This window comes from Peribacillus sp. V2I11 (assembly GCF_030817135.1).
Classification (GTDB): domain Bacteria; phylum Bacillota; class Bacilli; order Bacillales; family DSM-1321; genus Peribacillus; species Peribacillus simplex.
The window spans coordinates 4,870,972-4,888,294 of sequence record NZ_JAUSYW010000001.1 but is presented as its reverse complement, the minus strand read 5'-3'; the positions used below and the strand labels follow the sequence as shown (position 1 = coordinate 4,888,294).

Here is a 17,323-nt window from a genome sequence, read left to right as displayed (position 1 = left end):
ATCATCTTCTTTCTCTCTTGTCAGGCTTTTACGTAGTTAGAAAGCGTACCGACCCTTTCAATACTGACGTTCATCCGGTCACCGTTTTTCAACCAGATTTTCGGATTCCGTCCCATTCCAACGCCAGGTGGTGTACCTGTTGCAATCAAATCACCTGGCTTTAGTGTCATGGACTGTGATAAAAATGATATGATTTTCGGAACCGTAAAAATCAGGTTGCTTGTATTTGAATCCTGCATAATTACACCGTTTAATTCAAGCGAAATCGCTAGATTGTGGGGATCCCCCACTTCATCATGTGTAACGACAACAGGACCCAATGGAGCAAATGTGTCCGCCGTTTTGCCTCTTGACCACTGACCGTCCTGAAATTGCAAATCTCGGGCGCTAATATCATTCATAATCGTATAGCCAAAGACATAGTCATACGCCTCTTCTTCTGACACATGTTTCGCTTCTCTTCCAATGACAAACGCAAGCTCTGCTTCAAAGTCGACCTCGGTTGAATTAATTGGGATTTCAATCGCATCATTATGTCCGGTAATCGCATTCGAATATTTTGAAAAAATGACCGGTGATTCCGGCGGCTCCATACCGGTTTCCTTGCAATGATCAAAATAGTTAAGTCCTACGCAAATGATTTTATCCGGCTTTGCGATTGGCGGCAGGATCTTTACTTCTGACAGTTTGAATATTGCATCGTCATTTACCCGTTGCTCGATTAATTGTTCAGCACGTGATCGCAACTCGCTGCCTCGTTCTATAAATTTTTTCATACAAGCAGGAAATTCTTCTGGACCGAGAGCCGTTAAGCTAATAATTTGATCATCTTGAACAATGCCGATGTGCTGTTCGGTTTGCACGGAAAAAGTCGCTATTTTCATATTTTTCCCCTTTCTTAGGTTAATGCGTATGGTGTTTTTTCTCCTTTTAAGACCTGAACGATATTTCTTGCCGCTTTTTGACGAAGTTCAACCATCGCTTCCTCAGAATACCAAGCGCTGTGCGGTGTAATGATGACATTGTCCATTGTGAGCAGCGGGCTATCGATGCCGACCGGCTCCTTTTCTGTCACATCAAGTGCTGCACCTGCAATTATCCCTTTTTCAAGTGCATAGGAAAGTGCTTTTTCATCGATTATCGGTCCACGTGCCGTGTTAATGATGACCGCATTACTCTTCATTCGTTTAAGGCGCTCCTCATTGATCAGGTGGTATGTATCATCAATTAAGGGCACATGGATCGACAAATAATCGGCTTCGCCTATAATTTCGTCGAGATCCATTTTTTGAACCCCGACAGCAGCCATGTCTGCCGCCGATACGAAAGGGTCGTAAGCAGCAGCTTTAAAACCGAGCGGTTTCACCTTTTCAATGAAACGTCGCGGAATCCGGCCAAAACCTAGAACCCCAACAGTTTGCTCGTTAAAACGATGAATCGGTACACACACTTTAAAGTCCCAGTTACCTTTTTTCACTTCCTTGTTTAACAGTGTCACTTTCCGCGCCGACGAAAGTAGAAGTGCCAATGCATGATTCGATACTTCTTCCATCCCATAATCCGGTACATTGGCGACAGTAATCCTGTTTTCCTTAGCCGCATTGAGATCAATTGTATTGACGCCGACACCATAGCGGGAAATGATTTTGGTGTTCTCAAGCGACTCAATGACTCGGCGTGAGATAGGAGCATATTGATTTAAGATTGCATCCGCTTCTTTTGCCTGCTCCATTACTTCTTCTTCCGTCTTGCATTGCGCTTTGATGAAATCGATATCCAGACCGCTTTCTTGAAAAACCTCTTCTTCATATTGCAAATGCTCAAATTCGTAATCCGTTAATAATATTTTAAAGGTCATTTGGGCTTCACTCCTTTATAGTAATAAACACCAGAATATCAGAGGGGATCACTCTCGTTAAAATCATCTATTTTGCTGCTGCCTTTTCGATTTTCGCAATTCCGAGTCCTTCTGCACCGAGTTTCGATGTTTTTGCTTCTGGATAGTATCGTTCGATCATTTGAATACCAATTGCTGCACGCCGTACACGTTCTTGAGCGAGTGAGATGTTGGTACTTTCCCATTGTTTCCCTGAAGGGTATACATCTGGGTGATTACGCAGACCAAATTTAATGTATACAGGCGCCAATACACGGATAATTTCTGGTATTTCATAATAGCGAAGAAAGCCGCCGAAGGTATCGGGCACTTCAACGTATAAATCAATTGGAATGTCTATTGATTGCCGGATCGCTGCAAGTTTAGACAGCGTTAATGCAGGTGGCACGTTATAGGTATCCGCTCCGATGTCTTCCATTAATTTAATGGATACTGGATTGGCTGAACCCATTTGAACCGATACCTTAACAACAAAGTCTTCCGGAAGCTGTCCGTATTTTTTCATTTCTTTCGTTAAAAGAAGGAGTCCTTCATCCGCAACCAACGCACCGCGAAGACCAAGTGCAGCTCCTCTTTTCAAGTCTTCCATCGCATAAACAAGCTGGTCCGATCCTTCATGGCGGATTCCCTGAGATTTGCCTCCTGGCGTAAGGGGTCCCGCACTGACATCCCATGAACCCCTGGGACCGACAAACAAACTCAGCTCCATGCCGCGCTCTGCTGTCATTTCACACATTTCTTTAATTTCTTCATCCGTTTGAAGCATGATGCCGCTGCCCTGAGATATTCGGTGAATAGTCAAACCGAGTCGGTCAATTTCTTTCAATGTTTCTTTTAGTGCAGCAGGACCTTCTACACTTGGGAGTTCAATGCGGTATTGAGCACCGTCCGGAAATGTTTTCGTTGATGTAGGAAGTTCTTTAAGATCAGTTGATGGGTAGCCTAATTTTTCGAGCAAGTCGCGTGATTCTTTCATTTTTGGACGCCTTCTTTCATATTTATATTTTTTAAAAGAGAAGCTACTTTGTCACTCAAATCAGCAGGGTATACATCGCATGGCGCACGGTGTCCAGCCGCAACGTCAAACCAGCGCTGATGAACGGCTTCTTTCATGGCTGTAAAAAATGTCGGACCGTAATTGTACACATCCATCAGTTTTGAAATCACTTGATGATTTTTCTGTGCTTCCGCAAGATCACCTTTATGATACGATTCATATAACTGAACGGATATTTCCGGGGCAAAGACAGCGCTTCCATTAATGCTCCCAGCTGCACCAATCATTTGAGCCGGAAGCAAATGCTCGTCAAACGCAGAGAAGACTCGAAAATCACTGCGGACTTTCTTCACTTCCGCCAGCACTTGACGAAGGTGGCCGAAATCACTGACCGTCTCTTTAATACCCGCAATGTTTGAATGATCTTGGGCTAATTTTTTAATCAATTCGATTGATAAATTTTGTCCGGTCAAAAGCGGGATGTTATAAATGAAAACTTGCAGATTAGTATGATTCGCTACGCTGGAAAAATGTCGGTATAATTGCTCGTCAGACAGCTTCCAGTAATATGGGTTGACTACGAGAACGCCGTTCGCTCCATGCTCTTCTGCATAAGAAGTCAGTTCATTCACCTCTTTTAATGCGGTATGCCCGACTCCGACCATAACTGGCACTCGTCCGTTAATGTGCTTTAACATTTCGCGGACGTATAATTTCCTTTCTTCTGTTGTAAGTGATGAGAACTCACCTGAACTACCCATCAACAAAATACCGTCAATATTCCGTGAGATTAATAGGTCGATATACCTTCTGTTCAACTCCATATCCAAGTTCCCCGTTTCATCAAATAAGGTGACTACCGGTGGAATGATGCCATGAAAGTCCATTATTTTCCCTCCTTTTATTTACCATTCAGCGATACTTCCGTCTTCATTACGCCAAATTGGGTTTTTCCAATCATGTCCGGTTTCTGCTGCCTGCTTCACTTTTTCTTCATCAATTTCCACCCCAAGACCCGGTTTATCCGGAATGTTCACATAACCATTTTCATAATCGAATAATTCTGGATTTTTCATATAATCGAGAATGTCCATGCCTTCGTTGTAATGAATACCAAGGCTTTGCTCCTGAATAATGAAATTCGGTGTCGTTGCGTCCAAATGAATCGATGAAGCAAGGGTCATCGGACCGAGCGGGCAGTGTGGCGCAATCGCTACATCATACGCTTCTGCCATTGCGGCAATTTTTTTCCCCTCTAAAATACCACCTGTATGAGACAGATCCGGCTGTATTATATCGACATAACCATCTTGAAGTAGCTGCTTAAAGCCCCAACGAGTATACATTCTTTCTCCCGTCGCAATCGGACACGTAGTATGCCAGGCAATCTCACGAAGAGCTTCATTATTTTCCGGGAGCACCGGTTCTTCAATGAACATTGGACGGAAATGTTCGAGTTCTTTCACAATCACCTTTGCCATCGTTTTATGAATCCTCCCGTGAAAATCCACACCGATGCCAAAGTCTTTGCCAACCGCTTCCCTAATTGAAGCAACGCGTTCGATGACCGCTTCTACTTTCGAAAAGCTATCTATGTAATTCATTTCTTCTGATGCGTTCATTTTGACAGCAAGGAAGCCCTCTTTCTGTTTTTCTATTGCGGCAGCAACGACATCCACCGGTCGATCTCCTCCAACCCATGAGTACACTTTAATTTTTTGACGTGCTTTGCCGCCGAGCATTTGGTATACAGGAATATCGAAGTATTTTCCTTTTATATCCCATAGTGCCTGCTCAATGCCTGAAATGGCACTCATTAAAATTGGGCCCCCACGGTAAAATCCACCTCGATAAAGCGTTTGCCAGATGTCTTCAATGTCGTTCGGATTTCTCCCGATCAAATAATCGGTCAATTCGTTAACTGCTGCTTTAACCGTTTCTGCACGGCCTTCCACGACAGGCTCTCCCCATCCGGAAATGCCTTCATCCGTATCGATTTTTAAAAACAGCCAGCGGGGCGGAACTTTGTATAAAGAAATTTTTATGATTTTCATCAAGCACCTCGCAATGTTTTATTGGAAGAAAGAGAGATTTTCTAACATGGAAACCTCCCTTGCACTTGTTAAGAACCTTTAATAAAAACCGTTTTTATGGCTGTATAAAATTCTTTCGCCGCTTCACCCTGCTCTCGCGAACCCGTGCTTGATGCTTTCATACCTCCGAATGGGGCTTGCAACTCTACGCCCGCGCTTTCTGCGTTAATGCGGACAAGCCCTGCTTCAATTTCATCGATGAATTCCAAAATTGAGCTAATATTTGATGTGAAGATTGATGCACTCAATCCGTACTTCGTATTATTTGCCAAGTCAATCGCTTCGACAAGATCGGTTGCTTTCATAAGCGCGATAACTGGTCCAAAAATTTCTGCCTGTGCAATCTCCATTTCGGACGTCACGTCTTCAAAAATCGCTGGTGTAATGAAAAAGCCCCTATCATAGTCTCCGCCAGTTAATATCTCCCCGCCATGTATGAGTTTTGCGCCCTCCTGCTTGCCTTTTTCAATGTAATCTGTCACCGTTTTGAACTGGCTTTCGCTTGCACATGGGCCCATCCAAATGCCCTCTTGAAGACCGTTGCCGACTGTAATTTCCGCTGCTGCTTTTACCAGTTTTTGTTTGAATTCATCATAGACTGACGATTCAACGACAACACGACTTGAAGCTGTGCATTTCTGGCCGGAAGAACGAAATCCGCCGCTGATGACCGCCTCGACAGCTTGGTCGATGTTCGCATCTTTCGTTACGATGACTGGATTCTTGCCACCCATTTCAAGCTGATATTTTATCCCGCGGGCGGAAGCTGATTTTGCGACGCTCTGACCAACACTTTCAGAACCGGTAAATGTAATCGCATTTAAAAGCGGATGATCGATGAGTCCTTGACCGATGATCGACCCCTTACCGGTAATGAAGTTCACAACGCCCTCCGGGAAGCCTGCTTTTGTGAAGCATTCCATCACTTTCGCTGCAGTAACGGCTCCCTCCGTAGCGGGTTTCCATACGATTGAGTTGCCATATACAAGAGCAGGAGCCATTTTCCAGATGGGAATTGCAACCGGGAAGTTCCATGGCGTGATTATCCCGACAACACCAAGTGGGGTGCGTTTCGTAAACATTAGGGCATCTTTATCGGATGATGGAATAACATCGCCATCTTTCCGCATCCCTTCCCCAGCATAGTAACGCAGGATTGCAACACCCCGTGCCGTTTCACCTTTTGCTTCCGGTAACGTTTTACCCATTTCGCGAGTCATGGTTTCGGCAATTTCATCTAGATTTTCTTCCAATATATTGGCCGTTTTGAAAAGGATTTGTCCACGTGCAGACTGCCCGAGCCTGCGCCAATCCCTCTTTGCTTTATGCGCAGAAGCTACAGCTTTATTCAAGTCATCTTCCGTTGAGCTTTGTACGTACCCAACCGGTTCTTGGTCCGCAGGATTAATGCTTTCGATCGTATTTCCAGAAGATGCATTCACCCACTCATTATTAATGAAATTTTTATATGTTTTCGTTGCAAATGTAGTTGATATCATCATAATCTTTAGCTCCTTTTTCGTTTTAGAATGTCGGTCCAATTCTCCATATACCAAAGTCATGCTGCTTTAATATCTCTGCTTTGGTTAGTTTTCCGTTTGAAACATGTTGAATTTCTTTCATAATGCGCCTTCCCACTTCATCAACGGTTTCTAAACCATCGACAATCGTACCAGCATTTAAATCCATATTTTCATTCATCCTGTCAAACATTGGTGTATTAGTTGAGATTTTTATGACGGGTGAAATAGGAGAACCCGTTGGCGTGCCTCTTCCACTTGTAAAGAGAACGATTTGGGCACCGCCTGCGACCATTCCCGTTAATTGCTCAATGTCGTGGCCAGGCGTATCCATCCATACGAGCCCTTTTTTTGTGGGTACCTGGGCATAATCAATGACTTCTTCAAGTCTGGTTGTTCCTGATTTTGTCGCTGCCCCCAGTGATTTTTCTTCAAGTGAACTGAGACCTCCCTCAATGTTTCCCGGACTCGGATTTCCGGTGCGGATATCTACGCCCATTTGAATCGAGCGGTCTTCCATCATTTTAATAACCGCATAAGCTTTTTTGGCTACCTGGTCGTTTGCCGCCCGGTTAGCGATCAAATGCTCTGCACCGATGAGTTCAGTCGTTTCCGCTAATATTGCGGTTCCCCCCTGCTGAACAACCAAATCGCTTGTACGTCCGACTGCCGGGTTAGCCGATAAGCCGGAACATGCATCCGATCCACCGCATTCTGTGCCGACAATCAGCTCGCTAAAATCACATAATTCCCTTTGCACCATCGAGGCATCCTGGACCATTTTGACCGCAATTTTAGCTACTTCGGCAATGGTTTGAAGAGTGCCGCCATGATCCTGAATCGATACAGTTTCCACTGGTTTACCGCATTTGGCAATTTCATCTCCAATGCGGTGCGCCTGATGTGTTTCACAGCCAAGTCCGAGTACTATGACACCATAGACATTTGGATTCATGCCCATTCCCGCATAGGTTCTGGCCGTTTGATCATAATCAGTGCCCACTTGTGCACAGCCATGCTGATGTATGAATGTGACGGTTCCGCTCACCAATTCAGTGACGCGCTGAGCTGTTTGAGTCGCGCATGTTATCGTTGGCAAAATCAGTACATGATTCCGGACGCCGACGCGGCCATCCGGACGGCGGTAGCCCCAAAACTGCATTTTTTCATTCAGCAATTTTGTCACCCCTTCCTCTTTTACCTTCTAAATTGTGTACATGAACATGTGCACCAGCGGGAATAAAAGCTGAGGCTGCACCAATGACTTCCCCATATTTAATTATGTCTGCTCCTTGTTCGATGGATTTGACTGCGAACTTATGTCCAAAACGAATCGGTTCAAGAATGGATACGGCAAGTTCTTCAAGCCCTGTCTTCACAACTACTGATGTGTTTTCAGGGATTTCGGATAAAGCGACAGCTACACTATCTTTAGGACTTAAGTAAAGTGTTTTATATTCGCTCATTTTGTCACCCCTTAAATTGTTTGGACAGCTTTACTTTGGATAACCGGGTTGTTCAATACTCCAATCCCTGGTATTTCGATTTCGATTCGGTCATCGCCTTTCAATGTAAATTCATTTGGCGGAACCACGCATGTACCTGTAAGTAAAACTGATCCGTCAAAAACAGTGTTATCTAAAACTAAATAGTCGACAAGCTCTTCCAATTTTCGTTTCAGTTGGTTTACTTTCGCTTCACCTTCAAATACTTTTTCTTCATTTCGATAAATACGGCACATGATTTTAAGCTCATATGGATCTGGTACAGCCTCTTTTAACAAGATGGCCGGTCCAATGGAGCAAGAATTTTTCCATACCTTTGCCTGTGGAAGATAAAGCGGATTTTCACCTTCAATATCTCGGCAACTCATGTCATTACCTGCGATATATCCGAGTACCGTTCCCTCTTTATCGATGACAAGACCAAGCTCCGGCTCCGGAATTTGCCATTTTGAATCTGAACGCAAGTATACCGGATCATTCGGGCCCACGGTTCTTGCTGCAGTCGATTTAAAGAAAATCTCAGGACGCACTGCATCATAAACTTTGTCATAGAATGTTTGGCGGTCCAGCTTTCCTTGCGTCGCTTCGTAGTTACGTGCTTCCTTGCTTTTTTTATAGGTAACGCCAGATGCCCAAACTTCCGGAGCGTCGATAGGAGTTGTTAATTGAAGACCTTCCAATGGCTGCTTTTCCCCTTCGGCGGCAATTTGTTTTACAATGTCAAACGCAGTTCTGTTATCTTGACGTGCCGTTGTTATCAACGACATAAAATCCGTAAATGGGAGGTCCACCACATTGTTTTCGTTTGTTACGGCAGCAAGTTGTCTCTTATTTTCTTTTACATAGCGAATAATTCTCATTTTATAGTTCCTCCTATATGGCAGGCCTCATTTATATTTTTTGATATTCATAACCGAGCTCCTGCGAAATTTTACTGCTGCATTCCTTTAAGAGACGTACATAATACTCATGTGTTTCTTCGTTCACTTTCGATGCTGGCATAGATACACTCATTGCTGCGATTACCTTTCCTGAATAATCTTTTATCGGTACAGCAAGGCAGAAAATGCCCGGTTCGTTTTCTTCATTATCCATTGAATAGCCATTAATGCGTGCTTTTTCGATTTCCGCTAAAAACTGCTCCTTGGATCTAATCGATCTTTCGGTCGGTCCCGTATAATCATAGCCGTCCAAGAGTAAATCCAGTTCACTGTCCGTTTTGGTTGCAACAAGAGATTTGCCAACGGCACTCGTATGAATCGGAACACGCCGGCCAATACGGGAATAGAGTACCGTTACTCCCGTACCTTCCACCTTATCGACATAGACACCTTCCTGACCGTCCAATATGACAAGGTGCAGCGTTAAATTCGTTGTTGCTGAAAGCCATTCAAGATGCTTTCTTGCTACGTTGCGCAAATCGAGATGGGTCACAACAACGCTTCCCCTCTCCAATAGCTTTAATCCTAGCGAGTATTTTCCATTTTCTTCGCCTTGTGAAATATAGTGATGCTCCTGTAAGGTTTTTAATAGTGAATGAACCGTACTTTTATGTAAATTCATTCGTTTACTTATCTCTGTGATAGTTAATGCGCGCTCACGCTCATCAAATAAATCCAATATCTTCAAGGCACGCTCCACCGATTGGATGATAGGCATCGTTCCTCACTCCTTTTTATTCTGTCTACCTTTATATTATCGGATTTATGACGAGCATTCCTCACTTTATTTCTATTTTTTCTCCTTGGAGTAAAATATCCTGTTCATAATCGAGAACCGCATCCTCAATGACAGCGATTGGGACAACACCATTTGCTGCATCTGTATGTCCAAACATCCTGTTGCTGGCCGCAACCATTTTTTGTCTTACTTTCATGCGCAGCTTGCGTTCAGTCGCCAATGATTTTCTTTCTTCTTTAAAATGATCCGCAAAATCATGAACAACCTTACCTGAACGAAGTTGAGTAGAATCTACAAAATCAATCCGTCGATCACGAAGCTGAAGGTGAATTACATCCCCTGATTTAAGGAAGCCAATGCCGCCACCTTCATACGATTCCGGTGTCATATGTCCTATAGCAGCACCATATGTGACTCCTGAATAGCGGCCGTCGCTAATGATTGTAGCGATTTTTTTCATAACACGATTTGCATTGATGTGTTGCATTGGTGTAAACATTTCCGGCATTCCGAATGCCACTGGCCCCTGTCCTGAGATAATAACCGCAATTTTCAATGTGCCCTCTTCTACCATCCTGTCAAATAACTCCCCATAGGTAGCAGTCTTTAGAAGAGACCACTCCGGCTCATTGTTGTATTTAAGGGATTCGAGCAATAGATTATGTTCGAAAAGCTTTTGCTCTTTTATTTTTGCAAGCAGATTTGAATCGAGCAGGCTTTTATTTGCATCATCTTCATTTTCGTAATAAAGGACAAATGCCAGCTTATCATCGAATTGGTCAAGCTGTGGTGTCGGCATTCCGCTGATTTTTACGACGGCGCTTTCAAAAAAGTTTCCTTTTAATACATCAACACCGCTGAATCCACGGCGTGGATTGGATAAAATGACCTGATTTTTCTTTACATTAACCGCTTTTAGGCTACTTGTAATCGATAGACGCTCTTTCCAAGTTTTTGCTGCGACAGTCGGCGCATCCTGATCCATTGGTACACCATTCTCCATAAGTTCATAAAAAAGTGTTTCCATTCCTCTGCTTGTCCCGCTGCAACACTGCATCGCAAGTGAATAAATGTCCCTTCCTTCTGTCAAACTGTAATCAAATAAGTCAGGAATTGGATGTGAATGATGAATGCGGTCAAGGTCCCATAAGCTGAATTTGAATCCTGCATAAAGCATGCCGGCGACAATATGCATCATTAAGTTAGTAGAACCACCCGAAGCGCTGTGAATACGGATTGCATTTTTTATGTTCGCACCGACAATGTTGGCCACGCCATAGCGCTCTTCGTTTATCATGCCGGCAAAGCTATCAAGCACCGAGTTAATCTGGCGTTGTGTTGGTGGATCGGTTAACAGCTCCACGGCTGGATGAACGAGCCCCATGCCTGCCACTAAATGACGTGAACTATTCCCCGTACCATTGAAGGCACATACACCTCCCTGCCCGTCACATGTTGCGACAGCAAGTCTCATTTCAAAATATTTATGCTGTTCCTTCGTCAATATTCCTCGTTCATAGGCCCGTTCAAACACGCCCTGAAATGCAGTATTCGATGAGCATTGCAATATATATGCCATCGTATCTCGTAAATCAACGGCTACATCAGCAGCTCCTTTACTTTCCGCTTTTTTCGCAAGAGTTTCCAATTCTTCAACCACGTCAGCCGGAATCGAACCGCCTTCCAATACGTGAGCAGGTGCGAATGTTGCGAAAAAGGGTGCTTCACCACGGTTTCGGCGAACACGATCAACATGTGCGAGTGCACTTACTACACCAAGAGGCTGCTTATCACACCCTTGAATGACGAATGCACCATGATAACTGTGAGCTTCTAGCTGGTTGACAACCATTTGTGCAACCGCGTTTCGGCTCTGGAGAGAGTAACTCATTCCTTGATTGTTTTGCGCAGTGCCATCACACATTACCGGTGTCGAGAAGTGAAACGGCACGCCGCCGTTTTGCCAGATGCGGATTGCTGCCCGTGCCGACGTTTGGTGATCCATTATATGGGCCGGATGATCGGACGAACCACCGATAATGGCGATACGCGGGGCATTCCTCTCTAGCCGCATATAAATTTCTTCAAGCGTCCAATCAGGTTTGCCGCCTTCATATGTGGAGCCAAGCGTCAGCTTCGAACGGTCCAACAGACCCGCAACCGTAATGGGTTCATTTGCTTTTCCCTGTACATTATCGCGGTAAGGGTTTATTTCGTTATCAATTAGTGGATATAGGTGTGTCATTTCAGCACTCCTTTTCTGATTTCAAATGAATTCTTCCATTCTCTAAAAATATTAAAGAAGGTTTTTAGTCTAGTGCCAATTCTTCTGGTTCTGACAGGATCTCTATATTTTTGTTTTTTAAAGCTTCTTCCATCATGCTTTCAGAAATCCAAATTTCACCGATTTCAAGCGTGTTTTTTATTCTTACTACTCTCACTTTATTCAAATCGAAGGCATTGCACGTTTTGATAGCAGCTTTAACAGCCAATTCCTGCGTATCTAAAAACATCGGGAGCTTTACTACATCTGTCACTGTGCTTGTTAGTGCATTGGCATAGCCTTTTTCCCATTCGATTTCATTCATGACGGCCTTCGTCGTCATATCAGCCATACCGATGCCGTTTGCATTACCGTGAGTTTTTTCAGTAAGTCCAAGTACAACGGTCCGTTTAACGTCTGGCCCCCCGGTAGCATATGGAGTGGCGAAGTTACCCGTAATATTCGGATCCATTCCATCCCCCGAAATGTCCTTTCCGAGTTCATTTACAATAAGTACGTCCATCGAATCGAAATGTATTTTTGGCATCAATGATTTTGCTTCAAGCAATAGTCCCGGCTCAACTTCCTCCAGTTCCTCTGCTGGGACTGCGACGATTTTCGCTGGTTTATCATAGGCATTTTCAATAGTCGCAAGACCAAATATGATAGGAGCTTCCGCTAAGGAAATTTTCGCCATTTCAGGGACATGTTCCGCCATATACTTAAAGCTGTATGCATGTGCAGCTTCGGCTCCCTTTTGCTTGCCTAAACCGATTGTAATCATTTTCATAAGTCCGCTTTCAACCGGTCCACGAAATGCCGTATGTGGTTTTATCCGATTAATGACTATGATTTTATCCGATTCATATGCAAGCTTATCAATATAGACAGGGAGCCCATTTGGCAATTCATCCAGTTTAATAACTTCCATCGATGACATGATTGGCGCTCCAACCGCTTCTTCTGAAATACCCAGCTGAAGCAACACATCGATTTGCCCTTCTGCTGTAGCACCCCCATGGCTTCCCATTGCAGGGACAATAAAAGGATTGCCACCAGCCGCCATAACGGCCGCTACCGTTTCTCTTACTAATATAGGTAGGTCCGCCACCCCTCTGCTTCCTACTGCAATTGCCACCTTGTCATCTTCATTTATTCTTGATAAGACACCTGCTTCTTTTATCGCCTTCTTCACCTCACCAGCTACATCAGCGATTTGAGGTGTACGAAATTTCTGCCTCACTTTGACCATTTTCGGTAATCGGATTTCACTTAAAAGTTCAGAGATAATATCCATTTTCTATCCTCCAAACAGTCTGGATTATTTACCGCGTACTTTTTCAACTTCGCTCATCATTTCTTTTACTAGATCCTGACCAAATTTCTGAGCATATTCGTCCGTCACTGGTTGGATGACTTTCTTCATTTTTTCCATTTCTTCCGGCTCTACTTCATTGATTTCCATTCCTTCTTCTTTTAGATACTTAAGTGCTTTTTCATTTTCTTTTTGGTTAACTTCCCGTTGATACTTTCCAGCCTCTTGTGCGGCCTCACTCATGATTTTTTGCTCTTGTTCTGATAGGTCATCCCAGAACTTTTTACTTACAAGGAATACAAATGGTGTATAAACATGATTTGTAAGACTTAAGTAGTCTTGCACTTCATTATATTTTTGCGTTTGAATTGTTGCTAGTGGGTTCTCCTGCCCATCAACAGTGCCAGTTTCCAACGCAGTAAATACTTCAGAGAAGGCCATCGGCGATGGATTCGCCCCTAACTTTGAAAATGCATCTAAATGCACTTCATTTTGCATGGTACGAAGTTTAAGACCTTTGAAATCATCAGCCGTTTTAACCGGATGTTTACTATTGGTTATGTTCCGGAAGCCGTTTTCCCAGTATCCCAAACCTACTAAATCATGTTCCGGTAATTTATCCAAAAGTTTTTTGCCTACTGCACCATCAAGTACTGTATAAGCTTCTTCTTCATTATTAAAGACGAATGGGAAGTCATAAATTCCAAATTCCTTAATCATACCAACAAGTGGAGAAGTTGAAGGCACTGTTACTTCCTGTAAACCGCCTTGAAGTGCTTCTGTCATTTTCTGATCATCTCCAAGAGTGGCATCAAAGAAGTTTTTGACTTTCATTTTCCCGCCGCTTTTTTCTTCAAGCAGTTCTTTAAATTTTTCCATCCCCTGCCCTTGTGGGTGCATTTTGCTATTTCCGATTCCTGCTTTGATTGTTCTTTCCTGTATACCGTCAGCTGTAGCGCTTTCATTTTGTCCGCTTCCGCAAGCACTTAATAGTAGTACTGAAGGCAGTAAAACTCCAACCGCCAAACGTTTGAACAAATTATTCATTTTCATTTTCCCCCTATAAAATAAGATGAATATCAGCATATAGACCCAATTACTTGTTTAATTCCGTTAGGAGGTAAACCATTCTAGAGGAACCAGCACTAAGGAAGGAAACAAAATCAACAAGATCAATACAATTACTTCCACGAGCAAGAAAGGCCAAATCCCCTTCATGATTTCTTCCATACTGATCTTACTTATGCCGCACATGACATTTAACACGGTTCCGACCGGTGGTGTAAGTAAACCGATGGCGTTATTCAGGATAAACAGGACACCAAAGTAAACTGGATCAATACCTGCAGCGACCACCAATGGCATCAAGACAGGTGTTAGAATAAGGATTGTCGGTGTCATATCCATAGCAGTTCCAACTACGATGACCAATAAGTTTATCATTATTAATAGAAGGAATGGATGATCCATAAATGGCTCCAGCAATCCAATTACCTCACCAGGTAAATCGGCTACAGTTATCAGCCAGGATGACACGAGTGCTGCAGCGACGAGAAACATGACAACACTCGTCATTTTTCCTGCATGAACAAAGACCTCATACAAATCTTTCACTTTCATTTCGCGATAGATTACAAGACCGACAAATATTGCGTAGACTGCAGCCACCACTGCCGCTTCAGTCGGTGTGAATAAACCGAATTTCAATCCACCAATGATAATGACGGGCAGGAACAGAGCCCAAATGCCTTGACGAAGAGAAGTGAGTATTTCTTTTGCTGAAGCTCGAGGGTTAACGGCGACTTTATCTTTTCGTGCAACAATGGCCCAGGTAACCGTAAGTCCAACCGCTAGTAAAATACCTGGAACGATGCCTGCCATAAACAGCTTTGTAATGGACACACCACTTGCGACACCGAAAATGATAAAGCCGATACTTGGCGGAATGATCGGGGCAATGATACCACCGGATGCAATCAACCCACTTGACCGGTTCACATCATAACCAGACTTCACCATCATTGGAATTAATATAGCCCCAAGCGCTGCCGTATCGGCAACGGCAGATCCTGATAAACTCGCAAACAACACACTCGCAATGATCGCAACATAGCCAAGGCCTCCCTTGATATGGCCAACCAAATTCATTGCCATCTCAACGATACGCCGTGATAAACCGCCCCGATTCATCGCCTCTCCTGCCAGCATAAAGAACGGTATGGCCATTAGAGGGAAGTTATCCGCGCCACTGATTAGATTTTGTGCGATAATTTGACTATCAAAAATACCAAGGAAATACATTAACACTACGCTACTCACAAGTAAGGCAAAGGCAATAGGTATTCCAAGTCCCATGGCTCCCAGTAAAGATCCGACAAATACACCTATCATCCCTGTTTCTCCTCCTTGCCGATTCTAATATCTGAAGCAAATTCATCAGTATGGAGAGAAATTAGCTCTTCCGACTCACTTATCATCACCAATTCTTCGTCTTTAATTTTATTGAAGAAAATCCGATACAAATTGAAAATGATCATGCTGCCCATTGAAACACTCACAAGAATGCCTGTCCCATAAACAAATGCCAGTGGCATGCCGGTGGCTGGTGCAGTACTATCAATGTTTATCAATGTCATTTTCCAGCTGCCATCCAGGATCAGGAGAAGAACGATTAACATCATCAAATCACTAATAACAAGAACCACTTTTTTCATCTTATTCGGTAGCCGTTTGATGACCATGTCGACACCCAAGTGTTCTTTGTTTTTGAAAGCTCCGATGGCGCCTAGGAACGTCAACCAAATAAAGAGATACCTTGACATTTCTTCTGACCAAGTAATCCCTGAATTAAAGAAATAACGAAGAACTACATTACCAAACACAAGAACAACCATAATTGCTAACGCAGCTGCCATAATAATGTTCAACGAATTTTCTAAGGTTCTGGAAATTTTATTCACCTATACATCTCCCCCTTCCTATCTAAAGCGCCTGCTTCATTCTGCTTTTATTTTTCCGACAAGCTCCTCCGCCCAGTCATTTTCCTCAAAGACTTCATCATAAACAGGTTGTGATGCTTTTAACATCTCTTGTGAAAAGTCTTCGTCAGGCTTAGTAAATTTGATTCCATTATCCTTAAGATATGCTTTGTCATCTTCATAACTTTTTTCCATCAAATCAAACTCATATGCTGCCGACACTTTTGCTGCTTTTTGAATGATCGTTTGTTGTTCCTTTGTCAGCCCTTTATAGAATTTGCTATTGATAATGTAAATATTGGGGCTGAACATATGCTTGGATTCCAGTACATCACTTTGAACTTCATTCCACCCCGAGGATCTCAGCGTGGCAATGGGATTATCTTGAGCATCAACTACCTTTTGTTCAAGTGCGGTAAAAACTTCTGAAATGGGTAATGGGCTAACGTTTGCTCCCAATGATTCACCTAATTTTATGTAATTCGGAATGTTCGGCATTCTGAGTCGAAGTCCATCAAAATCTTTCATACTCTTAATTGGACGATTACTCGAAAACATCCTAAATCCATTTGCACTCCATGCGAGCGGTGTCACTCCATGTTTTGGATCAAGCTCTTCTGTCAATTCCTCTCCGATAGGTCCATTCAATACCTTCTTTACATGATCGTAATCCCTAAATAGGAAAGGCCATTCCGGAACACCCATTTTTGGAATGTCCGACTGCATAATTAGTCCTGGAACACCCATTTCAATCGTTCCGTTTCTGACGCCGTCATAAAATTCTTTTTCTGCACCTAATGTACTGTTCGCATATATCCGAACCTCTAGTTCACCATTACTCTCCTTTTCTACTATTCTTTTGAATTTTTCTTTCAAAGCAATGTTTTGAGGATGATTTTCAGCAAAATAATTTGCCACTTTAATTGTTTTCTTTTCAACTCCAGATCCACTGGTCTTTTCTCCCTCACCTCCACCACATCCAGATAAAAGGAATGCCATTGCAAGAGTTAAGCTTGTGGAGAATACAAAAAGCTTTCTTTTTTTCAATAAAAACCCTCCTAAAAGTTTTTTGTAA

16 protein-coding genes are annotated in these 17,323 nt (G+C 43.2%); all 16 read right to left on the bottom strand.

Annotated elements, in window-relative coordinates; translation table 11 throughout:
• Positions 1-20: 20 nt before the first annotated feature.
• On the bottom strand, positions 21-884 hold the full coding sequence (locus QFZ73_RS23920; protein ID WP_307271491.1) for a fumarylacetoacetate hydrolase family protein: 864 nt from the start codon (positions 882-884) through the stop codon (positions 21-23).
• A 14-nt stretch (positions 885-898) separates the two neighbouring features.
• Positions 899-1,858 (bottom strand): C-terminal binding protein, encoded by a 960-nt coding sequence (locus tag QFZ73_RS23915; protein ID WP_307271488.1) that lies wholly within the window; start codon positions 1,856-1,858, stop codon positions 899-901.
• A 67-nt stretch (positions 1,859-1,925) separates the two neighbouring features.
• Positions 1,926-2,873, bottom strand: a complete 948-nt coding sequence (locus QFZ73_RS23910; protein WP_307271487.1) for a U32 family peptidase — start codon at positions 2,871-2,873, stop codon at positions 1,926-1,928.
• The gene (locus QFZ73_RS23905; protein ID WP_307271484.1) at positions 2,870-3,781 is read right to left on the bottom strand and encodes a dihydrodipicolinate synthase family protein; all 912 of its coding nucleotides are present in this window, start codon (positions 3,779-3,781) and stop codon (positions 2,870-2,872) included. Before QFZ73_RS23905 ends, QFZ73_RS23910 begins: the two co-directional genes overlap by 4 nt.
• Positions 3,782-3,799: 18 nt before the next feature.
• Positions 3,800-4,948 (bottom strand): galactonate dehydratase, encoded by a 1,149-nt coding sequence (gene dgoD, locus QFZ73_RS23900; RefSeq protein ID WP_307271481.1) that lies wholly within the window; start codon positions 4,946-4,948, stop codon positions 3,800-3,802.
• Between the two features lie 68 nt (positions 4,949-5,016).
• Positions 5,017-6,486 (bottom strand): alpha-ketoglutaric semialdehyde dehydrogenase GucD, encoded by a 1,470-nt coding sequence (gene gucD, locus QFZ73_RS23895; protein ID WP_373459032.1) that lies wholly within the window; start codon positions 6,484-6,486, stop codon positions 5,017-5,019.
• Positions 6,487-6,511: 25 nt separating this feature from the next.
• Positions 6,512-7,669: a UxaA family hydrolase gene (locus tag QFZ73_RS23890; RefSeq protein WP_307273025.1), complete on the bottom strand. Its 1,158-nt coding sequence runs from the start codon at positions 7,667-7,669 to the stop codon at positions 6,512-6,514.
• 4 nt (positions 7,670-7,673) lie between these two features.
• Positions 7,674-7,973 carry a UxaA family hydrolase gene (locus QFZ73_RS23885; RefSeq protein WP_251433822.1) on the bottom strand — a complete coding sequence of 100 codons (300 nt, stop codon included), beginning with the start codon at positions 7,971-7,973 and terminating at the stop codon, positions 7,674-7,676.
• Positions 7,974-7,984: 11 nt separating this feature from the next.
• On the bottom strand, positions 7,985-8,872 hold the full coding sequence (locus tag QFZ73_RS23880; RefSeq protein WP_251433825.1) for a fumarylacetoacetate hydrolase family protein: 888 nt from the start codon (positions 8,870-8,872) through the stop codon (positions 7,985-7,987).
• Positions 8,873-8,903: 31 nt separating this feature from the next.
• Positions 8,904-9,671 (bottom strand): IclR family transcriptional regulator, encoded by a 768-nt coding sequence (locus QFZ73_RS23875; protein ID WP_307271472.1) that lies wholly within the window; start codon positions 9,669-9,671, stop codon positions 8,904-8,906.
• A gap of 61 nt (positions 9,672-9,732) precedes the next feature.
• Positions 9,733-11,937, bottom strand: coding sequence for a dihydroxy-acid dehydratase domain-containing protein (locus tag QFZ73_RS23870; protein WP_307271469.1), 2,205 nt, complete (start codon positions 11,935-11,937; stop codon positions 9,733-9,735).
• Between the two features lie 64 nt (positions 11,938-12,001).
• Positions 12,002-13,252, bottom strand: a complete 1,251-nt coding sequence (locus QFZ73_RS23865) for a nickel pincer cofactor-dependent isomerase, group 22 (protein WP_307271466.1) — start codon at positions 13,250-13,252, stop codon at positions 12,002-12,004.
• Between the two features lie 24 nt (positions 13,253-13,276).
• Entirely contained in the window at positions 13,277-14,323 is a 1,047-nt protein-coding gene (locus tag QFZ73_RS23860) for a TRAP transporter substrate-binding protein (protein WP_251433831.1), read from the bottom strand.
• Positions 14,324-14,383: 60 nt separating this feature from the next.
• On the bottom strand, positions 14,384-15,661 hold the full coding sequence (locus QFZ73_RS23855; protein WP_307271461.1) for a TRAP transporter large permease: 1,278 nt from the start codon (positions 15,659-15,661) through the stop codon (positions 14,384-14,386).
• Positions 15,658-16,230, bottom strand: coding sequence for a TRAP transporter small permease (locus tag QFZ73_RS23850; protein ID WP_373458969.1), 573 nt, complete (start codon positions 16,228-16,230; stop codon positions 15,658-15,660). Before QFZ73_RS23850 ends, QFZ73_RS23855 begins: the two co-directional genes overlap by 4 nt.
• A 36-nt stretch (positions 16,231-16,266) precedes the next feature.
• Complete coding sequence (locus QFZ73_RS23845; protein WP_251433834.1) at positions 16,267-17,295, bottom strand: TRAP transporter substrate-binding protein; 1,029 nt, start codon at positions 17,293-17,295, stop codon at positions 16,267-16,269.
• Between the last annotated feature and the right edge of the window lie 28 nt (positions 17,296-17,323).

What these genes read in the sequence shown, in the direction of transcription:
- QFZ73_RS23910 (WP_307271487.1), bottom strand. Translation starts at nt 2,873, where the DNA reads ATGAAAGAATCACGCGACTTGCTCGAAAAATTAGGCTACCCATCAACT.
- QFZ73_RS23880 (WP_251433825.1), bottom strand. Translation starts at nt 8,872, where the DNA reads ATGAGAATTATTCGCTATGTAAAAGAAAATAAGAGACAACTTGCTGCC.
- gucD (WP_373459032.1), bottom strand. Translation starts at nt 6,486, where the DNA reads ATGATATCAACTACATTTGCAACGAAAACATATAAAAATTTCATTAAT.
- QFZ73_RS23870 (WP_307271469.1), bottom strand. Translation starts at nt 11,937, where the DNA reads ATGACACACCTATATCCACTAATTGATAACGAAATAAACCCTTACCGC.
- QFZ73_RS23865 (WP_307271466.1), bottom strand. Translation starts at nt 13,252, where the DNA reads ATGGATATTATCTCTGAACTTTTAAGTGAAATCCGATTACCGAAAATG.
- dgoD (WP_307271481.1), bottom strand. Translation starts at nt 4,948, where the DNA reads ATGAAAATCATAAAAATTTCTTTATACAAAGTTCCGCCCCGCTGGCTG.
- QFZ73_RS23920 (WP_307271491.1), bottom strand. Translation starts at nt 884, where the DNA reads ATGAAAATAGCGACTTTTTCCGTGCAAACCGAACAGCACATCGGCATT.
- QFZ73_RS23915 (WP_307271488.1), bottom strand. Translation starts at nt 1,858, where the DNA reads ATGACCTTTAAAATATTATTAACGGATTACGAATTTGAGCATTTGCAA.
- QFZ73_RS23855 (WP_307271461.1), bottom strand. Translation starts at nt 15,661, where the DNA reads ATGATAGGTGTATTTGTCGGATCTTTACTGGGAGCCATGGGACTTGGA.
- QFZ73_RS23875 (WP_307271472.1), bottom strand. Translation starts at nt 9,671, where the DNA reads ATGCCTATCATCCAATCGGTGGAGCGTGCCTTGAAGATATTGGATTTA.
- QFZ73_RS23905 (WP_307271484.1), bottom strand. Translation starts at nt 3,781, where the DNA reads ATGGACTTTCATGGCATCATTCCACCGGTAGTCACCTTATTTGATGAA.
- QFZ73_RS23890 (WP_307273025.1), bottom strand. Translation starts at nt 7,669, where the DNA reads ATGCAGTTTTGGGGCTACCGCCGTCCGGATGGCCGCGTCGGCGTCCGG.
- QFZ73_RS23860 (WP_251433831.1), bottom strand. Translation starts at nt 14,323, where the DNA reads ATGAAAATGAATAATTTGTTCAAACGTTTGGCGGTTGGAGTTTTACTG.
- QFZ73_RS23885 (WP_251433822.1), bottom strand. Translation starts at nt 7,973, where the DNA reads ATGAGCGAATATAAAACACTTTACTTAAGTCCTAAAGATAGTGTAGCT.